This window comes from Psychromonas sp. CNPT3 (assembly GCF_000153405.2).
Classification (GTDB): Bacteria; Pseudomonadota; Gammaproteobacteria; order Enterobacterales; family Psychromonadaceae; genus Psychromonas.
Map to the genome: position 1 here is coordinate 76,541 of NC_020802.1, position 12,945 is coordinate 89,485.

Annotated in this window: 10 protein-coding genes and 1 rRNA gene; 1 reads left to right on the forward strand and 10 read right to left on the reverse strand. The window is 40.1% G+C overall.

All coding sequences use genetic code 11. From position 1 onward, the window contains the following. The first annotated feature begins 10 nt into the window (after window positions 1–10). Window positions 11–126, forward strand: a 5S ribosomal RNA gene (gene rrf, locus PCNPT3_RS00330). Window positions 127–1,226: 1,100 nt separating this feature from the next. Here the strand turns inward: rrf and PCNPT3_RS00335 are convergent. From PCNPT3_RS00335 to dapF, 10 genes are all read right to left on the reverse strand, one after another. Continuing rightward, on the reverse strand, window positions 1,227–1,709 hold the full coding sequence (locus PCNPT3_RS00335; RefSeq protein ID WP_015463879.1) for a YbaK/EbsC family protein: 483 nt from the start codon (window positions 1,707–1,709) through the stop codon (window positions 1,227–1,229). A gap of 234 nt (window positions 1,710–1,943) precedes the next feature. Then, window positions 1,944–3,251 (reverse strand): ferredoxin reductase family protein, encoded by a 1,308-nt coding sequence (locus PCNPT3_RS00340; RefSeq protein WP_015463880.1) that lies wholly within the window; start codon window positions 3,249–3,251, stop codon window positions 1,944–1,946. 320 nt (window positions 3,252–3,571) lie between these two features. Then, on the reverse strand, window positions 3,572–4,912 hold the full coding sequence (hslU, locus tag PCNPT3_RS00345) for an ATP-dependent protease ATPase subunit HslU (protein WP_015463881.1): 1,341 nt from the start codon (window positions 4,910–4,912) through the stop codon (window positions 3,572–3,574). Window positions 4,913–4,923: 11 nt separating this feature from the next. Further along, a complete protein-coding gene (gene hslV, locus PCNPT3_RS00350; RefSeq protein WP_015463882.1) occupies window positions 4,924–5,463 on the reverse strand; it encodes an ATP-dependent protease subunit HslV in 540 nt (179 codons plus the stop codon). Between the two features lie 112 nt (window positions 5,464–5,575). Beyond that, window positions 5,576–6,091, reverse strand: coding sequence for an SPOR domain-containing protein (locus tag PCNPT3_RS00355; protein ID WP_015463883.1), 516 nt, complete (start codon window positions 6,089–6,091; stop codon window positions 5,576–5,578). A 2-nt stretch (window positions 6,092–6,093) separates the two neighbouring features. Further along, entirely contained in the window at window positions 6,094–7,842 is a 1,749-nt protein-coding gene (argS, locus tag PCNPT3_RS00360; RefSeq protein WP_015463884.1) for an arginine--tRNA ligase, read from the reverse strand. Window positions 7,843–8,224: 382 nt separating this feature from the next. Continuing rightward, complete coding sequence (gene uvrD, locus PCNPT3_RS00365) at window positions 8,225–10,393, reverse strand: DNA helicase II (protein WP_015463885.1); 2,169 nt, start codon at window positions 10,391–10,393, stop codon at window positions 8,225–8,227. Between the two features lie 14 nt (window positions 10,394–10,407). Then, entirely contained in the window at window positions 10,408–11,121 is a 714-nt protein-coding gene (locus tag PCNPT3_RS00370; protein ID WP_015463886.1) for an HAD-IA family hydrolase, read from the reverse strand. Continuing rightward, the gene (gene xerC / locus PCNPT3_RS00375) at window positions 11,121–12,017 is read right to left on the reverse strand and encodes a tyrosine recombinase XerC (protein ID WP_015463887.1); all 897 of its coding nucleotides are present in this window, start codon (window positions 12,015–12,017) and stop codon (window positions 11,121–11,123) included. Before xerC ends, PCNPT3_RS00370 begins: the two co-directional genes overlap by 1 nt. Before the next feature lie 93 nt (window positions 12,018–12,110). Further along, window positions 12,111–12,938 (reverse strand): diaminopimelate epimerase, encoded by an 828-nt coding sequence (gene dapF / locus PCNPT3_RS00380; protein WP_015463888.1) that lies wholly within the window; start codon window positions 12,936–12,938, stop codon window positions 12,111–12,113. Between the last annotated feature and the right edge of the window lie 7 nt (window positions 12,939–12,945).

Genomic DNA, 12,945 nt, shown 5'->3' on the forward strand with positions numbered 1-12,945 from the left:
AGATTTTTAGCTTGGCGATAATAGCGCTGTGGCACCACCTGATCCCATGCCGAACTCAGAAGTGAAACGCAGTTGCGCCGATGGTAGTGTGGGGTCTCCCCATGTGAGAGTAGGTCATTGCCAAGCGCCCAATTAAATAACCCAGTCGGTTTTTTCTGACTGGGTTTTTTATTGCCTACGATTTATGACCTACTCTCACATGGAATATAAACAGTCTGCCATAGGCAGAAGCATATTATGTGATAGTAGGGCGAGTATCGCGACAGCGATGTATACGAGCGGAGGAGCTCTGCGACTCCTGTCCATCGCCAAAGCGCCTCTTTTTTTAAAACCATTACTATATAAAACAGATTTTTTCGTTAAAGGCTTGGCAATGACCTACTCGAACATGGAAATAAATAGCCTGCCGTAGGCAGAAGCATATTATGTGATTTTAGGGGCGAGTTTGCCGGCAGGCAATTTTCACGAGCGGGTGAGCTCTGCGAATCCTGGAGGGTATTGCCGACAGGCAAGTTTACGAGCGGGTGAGCTCTGCGAATCCTGGAGGGTATTGCCGACAGGCAAGTATACGAGCGGGTGAGCTCTGCGAACCCTGACCGTCGCCAAGCGCTCTATTAATAAAAGAATTGCGATAAATCCCTGTTGACTGATGTCAACAGGGATTTTTTCGTTATTAGCTTGGCTAGATGACCACTCTCACATGGGAAATAAACAGCCTGCCGAAGGCAGAAGCATATTATGTGATTTTAGGGGCGAGTTTGCCGGCAGGCAATTTTCACGAGCGGGTGAGCTCTGCGAATCCGGGAGGGTATTGCCGACAGCGATGTATACGAGCGGAGGAGCTCCGCGACTCCCGACCGTCGCCAAGCGCTCTTTTAATAAATTCCAACGATAAACCCCAGTCCTTCTTTGATGTGCTGGGGTTTTTTCGTTAAAGGCTTGGCAATGACCTACTCGAACATGGAACATAAACAGCGCGGCGAAGGCAGATACATATTGTGTGATTTTAGGGCGAGTTTGCCGGCAGGCAAGTTTACGAGCGGGTGAGCTCTGCGAATCCTGGAGGGTATTGCCGACAGGCAAGTATACGAGCGGGTGAGATCGTTGAACCCTGACCGTCGCCAAGCGCTCTCTTAATAAATTCCAACGATAAATCCCAGTCCATTTTTGATGTACTGGGGTTTTTCGTTATTGGCTTGGCAGATGACCACTCTCAGAGAGGTCTATTAAACTTCATGTACAACATTTGGTAAATGCTTAAGAATAATCGGTAAGCTACAGCCCGGGATGCCGATTGTTCCTGTGGGGTAGCCCGGTGTATAAAGCAATTCTTCACTGCTATATAAATCAGTATCGATAACCAGTTGCACGTGCTCGGGCAAACCAAAAGGACACACTGCGCCGGGAATACAGCCAATTTGTTCTATCATTTCTTCATTACTGCAAATTGACACTCGTTTTCCTAGTACTGATTTCATTAACTTACTATCTAATCGTTTACGTTTGTCAGTTAAAAACAAGGCAAAACCACCCCCTTTAATTTTCAAGAATAAACTTTTAGTTAAAGTCCCGGTGATCTTCAATGATGCCATCACTCTATCATCTGTTTCGGTGTCAGTGATGGACTCATGCTTCCATTCATTAAATTGAATATCGCACTGAAGTAACAACTTTATGTTAGTTTGATAAATGTTTTCGATATGTGTCATTGATAAACCTGTCCCAGAAAAGGATAAAGATAATACTAATTTCAGCATCGTTTTTATTATTAATAATAATAAAAAAAGTCAAAATGGTCTCTCTTTTAGTTCGTATAAAGTGACCGTGATCTCTTATATTCAGGCAGAGTCTATAGTAGGAGTATTCATACCCGTTACGGAAACGATATAAAATTAGGATACTTACGATTTTCTTTCTTATACATGTTCTTATATATTATTTCATCAACGCATTGAAAAATACTCTTGGTGGAATAACTGTAAATTATAATTTAGGGCTATTAAATCGGCTTTTAGCTTATCTGAAAATCGAGTGGGCCCACAAAACCAAATAGAATGTGCATTTAAGTTTTTATGGCTGTCATTCAACATTGTAATTGTTAACAGAGGATCGCTGCGCGTATCTATTATTTTTAGATCAATATTTGCCAATTTAGCTTCTTTTCGTAATTCGAGTGTTAATGTTTTACTCGGTTTTTTCGTACAATAGTAAAGTGTCACTGATTTATTTACCGATAATGTTCTTTGGGTTTGTAATTGAGCCTTAAAAGCTGCGATCCCTATTCCACCTGCGATCCATATTTGATCACGTTGATCATTAAAATTAAATTTTCCATAGGGACCTTCAATCTTAATTGTTTGACCTATTGTTAACTGGTTTTTTAAGTCAGAGGTAAAGTCACCCAGCTCTTTAATTAAGAAACGTAGTGGAGCATTCTTTTTATAGGTACTCGCAATACTAAAGGGGTGAATATTGTTAGCCCCAAAATTAAGATAAGCAAATTGACCACTCTTATGTTCCGGCCATCCTTGTACGGATAAACTCAATTCGGTTACTTGATTGCTATGATCATGATAAAAAGAACTTAGCACGGCATGGTGTCTCTTTTTTTTACCTATTTTTCCATTTAAGCTTAAAATCGCAGCGACTAAACCAATCGTAATAATAAAGAGGGTGATATAGGTTATGGGATAGTCCCAATAGGCAGGCTTTATTAAAATAACACTGTGGAATGCGAAGGCAATAAAACAGAGTGGCATTAATTTATGTGAGAGTTTAAATGTTTTATAACCAATATGGCGAAGGAGAGAGATAGCGCCGAGTATTAACACGCCGTAGAAAAACACTTCACCTATCGACTCTGCAAGCGATCGAAGCGGGCGTATAAGGGCAACAAATGAATCGGCATCGATAGGACTGCGCCTGTGAGTCGGTCTGTCTATGAAGTTCTTAGCAACCGTTGTAAAGAACCAATGTAGTATTGAGGTGATTAATGCACTAATACCTATCCATTTATGCAGGTGATAGGACTTATCGAGGCCTTTAGTCATGTTTTCTATCAAAGGAAGCCTAAGGGCCAGTAGCAGAACAATACTCATCAAGGTAACGCTAATAATGCCGGACAACTGGATAAGTGCACTGCGATATTGCCATAGCGTTGCACTGCTAAGCAGAGTGTGAGCCTCTGCTTGAATACATAATATTGTTAACAGAAAAAGGATTGATATTATTTTAAAATAGAATTTTTTCATCAGGTATTATCTCTCATTGATAAGATTCCATTCAAATTTAACGTGTCCTATTCAGATCCAGTGAGCAGATTAACCGCTAAAGTTGTCTAAAGTTTGTCTAAAACGGATGATTTTGTGACACTTTGTGTCGTCGTTTTTGTTGACTCAATGGCATTAAAATAAATTTAGGATTGATGGGTTTTTGGTGGGGGCTAGGGCATGTTGTATGAGTGATGTTTTAACGCATTGACATTGTTGAGTTAAATCATTTTTATGTGCAGTGTTGGTATTGAAATAAAGGCGCTATCAGGAAATAAAAGCGCCTTATATAGAGCTGTTTTTTATAAAATAAAGCGGCTTAAGTCTTCATTTTTAATAACATCATCAAGTCTATTTGCAACATATTGTGCATCGATGATCACACTGTCACCTTTACGATCAGAGGCTTCATAAGAGAGTTCATCCATTATGCGCTCCATTAATGTATGCAAACGACGCGCACCAATATTTTCAGTGGTTTCATTAACATGCCAAGCAGAATGCGCAATTTTATCGATACCATCTTGAGTAAATTCAATGCTCACACCTTCTGTTGCTAAGAGTGCTTGATACTGCTCACTTAAAGAGGCTTTAGGCTCGGTTAAAATGCGCGACAAGTCTTCTTCTGTGAGCGCTTCAAGTTCAACTCGAATAGGTAAACGGCCTTGTAATTCAGGTATCAAATCAGAGGGGCGTGCAACTTGGAAGGCACCAGACGCAATAAAGAGCATATGATCCGTCTTCACCATGCCATATTTAGTACTGACAGTAGAGCCTTCAATTAAAGGTAGAAGGTCACGTTGTACTCCTTCACGAGATACATCGGGACCACTACTATCACCACGTTTACAAATTTTATCAATCTCATCAATAAAAACGATACCATGATTTTCGGCTGCAAAAATAGCGCGCTCTTTAATGTCGTCTTGATTGATCAAATTAGCACTTTCTATTTCTATTATGGATTTTAACGCATCTTTTATTTTCATTTTGCGTTTTTTATTTTCATTTTTACCGGCAAGGTTTTGGAACATACCTTGCAATTGATTGGTCATCTCTTCCATGCCCGGAGGCGCCATTATCTCAACGCCGATTTGTGGGCTTGGAACGCTAACTTCAATTTCTTTATCGTCGAGCTTTCCTTCGCGCAATTTTTTTCTAAAAGATTGACGAGCTGCACCATCTTCAACAACATCATTACTTGTGTCCCATTCACCGGACGTTTTAGCTGGGGGGATCAAGATATCTAAGATTTTGTCTTCAGCAATATCAGCCGCTTTAGTCGTCACTTTTTTCATATCTTCTTCGCGGGTGAGTTTTATAGATACCTCAACGAGATCGCGAATGATAGATTCGACTTCTTTACCCACATAGCCCACTTCGGTAAATTTAGTGGCTTCAACTTTAATAAAAGGGGCATGTGCAAGTTTTGCAAGGCGACGTGCAATTTCAGTTTTACCCACACCTGTTGGGCCGATCATAAGTATATTTTTTGGCGTCACTTCTTGGCGAATTTCTTCATCGAGTTGCATACGGCGCCAGCGGTTACGCAAGGCAATAGCGACTGCGCGCTTGGCTTTGTTTTGACCAATAATGTGGCGATCTAATTCAGCAGTAATTTGCTTCGGGGTCATATTTGACATGTGTTATATTCCTATTTCTCACTACTTTCAAAGTCGATAACTTCAATCGTTTGAGTAGTATTGGTAAATACACAGATATTTCCTGCGATAGTCAGTGCTTTTTCAACAATGGTTTTGGCATCTAAATCGGTATTTTCAAGAAGCGCCATGGCTGCCGATTGTGCAAAATTACCACCAGAGCCAATGGCAATTAAATCGTTCTCTGGGCGAATAACATCCCCATTACCGGTGATAATATATGAATGCTTAGCATCTGCTACGGCGAGCAATGCTTCTAGTCGGCGTAACATCTTGTCGGTTCGCCAATCTTTTGCAAGCTCAACGGCTGCGCGCTCTAAGTTACCTTGATGCGCTTGTAATTTGGCTTCGAATCGCTCTAATAGCGTGAATGCATCCGCAGTGCCCCCGGCAAAACCGGCAATTACTTGGTTATTGTATAAACGGTGTACTTTGCGAGCGTTACTTTTCATGACGGTATTACCGAGAGAAACTTGACCATCACCACCGACAACTACTTGGTTGCCGCGACGTACTGAAACAATCGTCGTCATTTTTATTACCTATTTATTAAAGTGTATCTACTAGATATAAGGGGGAGGATGCAATAATTCAAGGGCTAAAAAGCAAGAAGCGTAAATTTTCATTTACGCTTCTTATATATACTTATAAGTTCCAGTACCAGATCATGCAGCCATCAATACGGGCGCGTTGTAACTTATGCCTGTCTTTTTCGGCGAGGCGTTTACGCTCATAAGGCCCAAGTACTACGCGATACCAATTATTGGTTTTTTTGATAACGGTATTTAGACCTTGAAACGCAATGCGTACTTTAAGCGTTTCGGCATCCTTTAAGTTTCTAAATGATCCGCATTGCATCAAGTAAGGGCGGGTAGATAATTGTTTCTCAGGGATATCAACTTCTACTTTTTTTACTTTTAATGCTTGCTCATATTCCCAGCGAGGCTCAGGCTTCTCTGGTAATAGGTCTACTTTTTTTACAATCGTTGGTTGCACGACTTTTATTGGTTCTGGTTTATCTACTGCAAAAACAAAATAGCCGATAAAGCCTATTAATAAAGTAGCAATCGTAACCGCTAAAAAAGGAAAGCCTTTTTTAGCCTGCTTTCTTTTACTAACAGGGCGTTTACGAGTAGTACGTTTTACCGGCCGTTTTGCCATTTTTACATGCGCTCCAAGGTATTAATACCAAGTAATGATAAGCCTTGTTTTAATGTTTTAGCAGTTAATGCAGCTAATTTTAAACGACTTTGTTTTTGCGCTTCTGTTGGTGCACTTAGGATTGGACATGCTTCATAGAAGCTAGAGAATAATCCAGCAAGTTCAAATAAGTAAGAACACAAGAAGTGAGGCATACCTTGTTTTGTCACTTGTTTAATAATTTCATTGAATTGCATGATTTTATTAGCCAGATCTTTTTCTTTTTCATCAGTGAAAGAAATATCTTGAGTGATGCTGTCCATATCTATTTTAGCTTTCTTAAAGATACTCGCTACACGCGTATATGCATATAAAAGGTACGGCGCTGTATTGCCTTCAAAGCTAAGCATGCTATCAAAATTAAAGACGTAATCACTGGTACGATTTTTAGATAAATCTGCATATTTAACGGAAGCAATACCGACAACGGCAGCAATGTGACGTAGTTCATCTTCAGGCATATCTTGATTTTTTTCTTTTACTAACACATAAGCACGTTCTTCTGCTTCTGTTAACAAATCTGCAAGTTTAGGGGTTGAGCCTGTACGTGTTTTGAAAGGTTTTCCATCTTCACCCATAACCGTACCAAATGCCATGTGCTCTAGCGGTGTTGTTTCTTTAACAAAACTGGCTAAACGTGCCACTTCAAAGACTTGTTGGAAGTGTAGTCCTTGACGTGCATCTACAAAGTAAAGAACACGGTTAGCGTTTAATACTGATTGACGGTAACGGATAGCCGCTAAGTCAGAGGTTGCGTAAAGGAAACCACCATCTTTTTTCTGAATAATAACAGGAAGAGGCTCACCTTCTTTGTTTTTAAAGCGGTCTAAGAAAACGACATTAGCACCTTGGCTTTCTTGTAATAAACCTTTTTCTTTTAGGTCGCGGATAACATTAGACAGATCGTCATTATATGCACTTTCACCACGAACATCTTTACGTTCAAGGCTTACACCTAAACGGCGGTAGGCATCTTGACAGTGAGAAATACTGATCTCTTTAAATTCAGTCCATAATACGAGACATTCTTCATTGCCATTTTGTAGTTCAACGACAAGGTGGCGAGCACGCTCTGCAAAGGCTTCTGATTCATCAAAACGACATTTAGCAGCGCGGTAAAATACTTCAAGGTTAGCAAGATCTTTCTTGATCTCTTGGCCTTCAGCTCGTAGCTCTTCCATGTAGGCAAGTAGCATTCCAAATTGTGTTCCCCAATCCCCTACGTGGTTTTGACGGACGACATTGTTGCCTTGGAATTCTAAAGCGCGTACCACAGAGTCGCCAATAATCGTTGAGCGTAAGTGTCCTACGTGCATTTCTTTTGCAAGGTTAGGAGACGAATAATCGATAACGACGGTTTGTGGCACTTCGGTTAATTCAACATCTAAACGCTCACTTGCATAAGCACTGTCGATTTGCTTTTCAAGATAATTTGGGTTGATAAAAAAGTTAATAAAACCAGGTCCAGCAATTTCAGTTTTAATAATAATATCTGAAGTCGGTAAATTTTTAACAATCAGCTCTGCTAATGCACGAGGATTTTGCTTTGCAGGTTTTGCTAACATAAGTGCAAGGTTGCTTGCAAAGTCACCGTGTGATTTATCTTTTGTTCGGTCTATAACAAGGCGAGGTTGAATATCTTCAGGAAGAATTTGTTGTTTTTGGAGTAAAACGATCACTTGCTCAAGTTGCTGTTGGATAAAAGCTTTCATAGATTATTCACCAATTGATAAAGACTAAAGAGTTAAGATTAGAATATTACAATTTATCGGCGGGGAAAACTAGGGGGATCGTACAACTCAGGCATTAACTTTAGTGATCATGTAAAAATAAGTACTTTATTGACTTATATATTACCTAAATCAGGGCAGGTGGTGCGCAATGACTCGTTGAACGCTTGTTTTTTGTCTACTGATAACAAGTAAAAGATGAGTTTGAGTGGCTATATTAGATCGCTTTTTATTCGTTATTGATTACCCAAATAAAAATAACGGAGTGCTCGCTAACGCGCTTAAATATTAAGGGACTACCTATCAGAACATTTAAAGCGCATCATAACCTTTAAAAGCATTTCGATGCGCATCACATCCTCAATTAAACATGCTCAAGTCTTGCGTAAGCGGTCATTAACCATTTACTGCCGACATCTGAGAAATGTACTTGTAAGCGGCTATTTTCACCACTGCCTTCTTGCGCAATAATGGTGCCTTCTCCAAATTTTGCATGTTTTACTTGTTGCCCTAGTTCAAAGCCTAAAACATCTTGAGTGGGCGCACTGGCATAACTTTTTTCAACGTTGGGTTGGGCGCGCTTCACTTGTGTTTTCATGCGAATAAACGCAATATCTTCATCCGGTAACTCTGCAATAAATCGCGATGGCTTATGGAATTTTTCTTGTCCATATAAACGGCGACTGTCGGCATGGCAAATGGTCAGTTTTTGCTTAGCGCGCGTCATACCCACGTAACAAAGGCGGCGCTCTTCTGCCAAACGCGACGGATCTTCTATGGAGCGTTGCCCTGGAAACATCCCTTCTTCTACGCCAACCATAAAGACTTGTGAAAACTCCAGGCCTTTAGCCGAGTGCATCGTCATAAGTTGCACTGCATCGGTAAATTCATCGGCTTGATTATCACCGGATTCGAGCGCCGCATAAGCAAGAAATGCGGTTAACTCATCCATCTCTTGCTCTTCTTCTGGCATCGTAAAACTTTTACTGGCAGAGACAAGTTCTTCTAAATTTTCAATACGGCTTCGTGATTTTTCACCCTTTTCGTTGGCGAACATCTCTTTTAAGCCAGAATGATTGATAATATGATCCATTAATTGAAACAAAGGTAACTCAGAGGTTTCACCTTTAAAGCGACTCACTAAGTCAATAAATGCTTCCAACGATCGCATTGCACCGGCACTGAGCTGTTTAGCTTCAATTAAATAACAGCTAGCATGCCAGAGTGTATAGCCTTGCTCGCGCGCACAGAGGCGAATTTTATCGAGGGTTGTATTACCAATTTTACGTTTTGGCTTATTGACGATGCGCTCAAATGCAGCGTCATCATTATGATTATTCATCAGGCGTAAATAAGCGATACTGTCTTTTACTTCGAGGCGATCAAAGAAACGCTGTCCCCCATAAATATGATAAGGAATTTGATTTGCCATTAATTGCTCTTCAAAAAGTCGCGATTGTGCATTACTACGGTATAAAATAGCGCAATCACAGAGTTTGTTACTCTCCCTTTCCCATTTTTGGATCTGCGCTATCACATAACGCGTTTCATCATATTCATTAAAGGCGTTATAAATAGCAATCGGATCGCCATCTTCACCACTGGTCCATAATTCTTTACCTAAACGGTCACTATTATTTTTTATTAATTGGTTAGATGCATTAAGAATGTGCCCGGTAGAGCGGTAGTTTTGCTCTAAGCGAATGGTGATCGGATTTTCTTTTTCTTTTAAGAAACGTTGAATATTTTCAATGTCTGCACCACGCCAGCCATAAATAGATTGATCATCATCACCCACAATGGTTAAAAAATTATCCGCATCAGTGAGTAAAGTGAGCCAAGCATATTGTAATTTATTGGTATCTTGAAACTCATCGACCAAAACATGCTTAAAACGTTGTTGGTAGTGTTGCAACAAAGCGGGGTGAGTTAATAAAAGTTCATGAGTACGTAATAAAAGCTCAGAAAAATCAACTAAACCAGATAACTGACAGGCTTCTTCATAAGCCTTGTAGACTTGTAAGCGTTGCTTTTCTTGCATGCTGTAGCCTGCATCAATATGTTTAGCGCGTAAGCCTTCATCTTTTTTGTCATTGATATACCACTGTAATTCTTTTGCCGGGTAATATTTATCATCTAAATTGAGGACTTTGATCAGACGTTTGATCATTTTTTGTTGATCATCGCTGTCGATAATTTGAAAATGCTCGGGAAGGTTGGCTTCTTGAAAATGTAAGCGTAACAGGCGATGTGCAATACCATGGAAAGTGCCAATCCACATGCCAGATATTTGTTGTGGACAGATAGCATTGATACGAGCGCGCATTTCTTTAGCTGCTTTGTTAGTAAAAGTCACCGCTAAAATACCGTAAGTAGGGATATGCTCAACTTCAAGTAACCAAGCAATACGGTGCGTTAAAACGCGTGTTTTACCACTGCCAGCACCGGCAAGTACGAGCATGTTTTGCTGTGGGCAAGAAACCGCTGCGCGTTGAAAGTCATTTAAACCATCAATTAAGTATGAAACATCCATTAAATTACACCTGTCTATTTAATCAGTAGTGAGTATAGTTGATTTAGCTGTGTAATTTCAACTGTCGGTAATAACTTTGCGTCAGCTAGAGACTGTTTATTTTCATTTAACCAAATAGATTGCGCGCCACTATTTTGAGCACCAAAAACATCAGAGACTAAATTGTCTCCAATATGCACAATATCACTTACGCTTACATTTAAACGTAGAGCTGCTTGGTTGAACAGATCTGCATGTGGTTTTGCTTTGTAACCATCACCGGCTTTTAAAACAAATTTAAAATGATGCGCTAGGCCAATTTGATGTGTATCGACATTACCATTGGTGATAGCTATTACGGGATAATGCGCGCTTAATTTTTGCAGTAAATCAATACTTGCTGCTGGCACAGTAAAGTTACTGCGTAAGCGTAAAAATTCAGTTAAAGCCTGCTCTGCATAGGCAATCGCTTTATAGGGTGTTATGCCGTAAATACACATAATACGCTTGAGTAATTCAAGGCGTAATAGTGAAACATCATCCATTAACTCAGGGCGCTCTCGCAGTAAATGATTTTTATATAAGCCCCATTGATGTGCGTTTAATTCGCTTAAATGCGCATAGGTTTTATTTAAATAACAGAGAAAATCACTTTCTGCTTTTTTAATGATGGGGTGGTTATCGTATAACGTGTCATCAAGATCAAAACTGATCACTTTAAACGATTTTAAAGGGCGATAAAATTTCATTATTTCTTCCGTTTGGCACGTGGATGCGCTTTATCATACACCTCTGCTAGATGTTGAAAGTCTAAGTGTGTATAAACCTGAGTGGTCGATAAGTTCGCATGACCTAATAGTGATTGCACTGCGCGTAAGTTGCCACTTGACTCTAACATATGCGTTGCAAAAGAGTGGCGTAATTTATGTGGATTAAGGTGGCTTGGCAGTTGTTGCTGTAAGCCCCATTTTTCCATACGCATCTGTACATTTCGCGCGGATATTCGTTTTTTTTGTTTGGACACAAAGAGTGCTTGCTCACCGGACTCACAAAGTTCAGGCCTAACTTTCAGCCACGCTCTAAGGCTCTCGACTGCTTTTTTAGTGATCGGTAATAAACGCTGTTTACTGCCTTTTCCCAAAACCATTACTTCTGCTTCGCGCAGTTTTAAGTCTTTTAAATCAATCCCTACGAGTTCACTTAAACGTAACCCCGAAGAGTACATAAGCTCCATCATACATTGGTCACGTAAACTTAAAGGATCATCCTCATGAATATTAAGGAGCTGAAAAACCTCATCAACAGAAATGTTCTTTGGTAGGGGCTTATTCAGTTTTGGCGTGACAACGCCTTTGGCAGGGTTAAACGTTAAGACTTCGTCTTGTACTAAAAACTCTAAAAAAGAACGTAACGCGGATATTTTGGTGGCAATGGATCGCGACTTTATACCTTTTTGGTGTAGCTCTTTGATGATCAGGCGTACATGATCGCTGTTTAAGTCTTGCCATGATTTTATATTTTGAGGTTCAAGTAAGCTTATAAATTCGGCGAGGTTTCGAGAGTAATTTTTAATCGTGATAGGACTTAAGCCTCGCTGACTCGCAATATGGTTGAGGTAGCGATCTATTTGTTTTTGTAATCTCATGGTTTTTATCAAATGCTTGTGCGTATATTAAAAGAAGAAGAGAGTGCAATAACCCTATTATCAATCCAGATTGATAATAGGGAGGGATCATTTTTAAATTTGAATTTGTCCATCAAAGACAAATTCAGCGGCGCCGGTCATGCGTACGCTTTGTCCCATTTGCCAAAAAAACTTTAGTTTTCCACCGGGAAGTTCAATAGTACAATGTGTGGCGAGCTTACCTTGTAATTGTCCAATGACAGCAGCAGCGCAAGCACCCGTACCACAGGCAAGTGTTTCTCCCACGCCACGTTCCCAAACGCGCAACTTAGCATAATCAGGGCTTTTTATTTCTAAAAAAGATACGTTAACTTTATTGGGAAAACGTTCATGGTTTTCAAGTAAAGGACCGAGAGTATCGACGGGGGCGCTATCGATATCATCGACCAAGACAACACAATGCGGGTTCCCCATAGAAACAACACCACAAATCACAGTATGCTCTTGCACTCGTAAGATGTAGGTTTTTTCTTCTTTTTTAGCAACAAAAGGGATCTTATGCGGATCAAAAATAGGTTTACCCATATCCACGGTGATATTACCATCTTGCTCTATTTTTAGTTGTATCTTGCCTTTGGCCGTACTCACGTTGATCACGCGTTTTTGGGTTAAGCCTTTTAATTTAACAAAGCGAGCAAAACAACGCGCACCATTACCACACTGTTCAACCTCACTACCATCTGCATTAAATATGCGGTAGTGAAAATCAAGTTCAGGATCGTAAGGAGGCTCAACTAAAAGTAACTGATCAAATCCAATACCAAAATTTCGATCGGCCAAACGTTGGATCGCAGTTTTAGAGAGAAAGACACTTTGGGTGATATTATCAATGACCATAAAGTCATTGCCGAGACCTTGCATCTTTGAAAATTGGATATTCATTTATTTA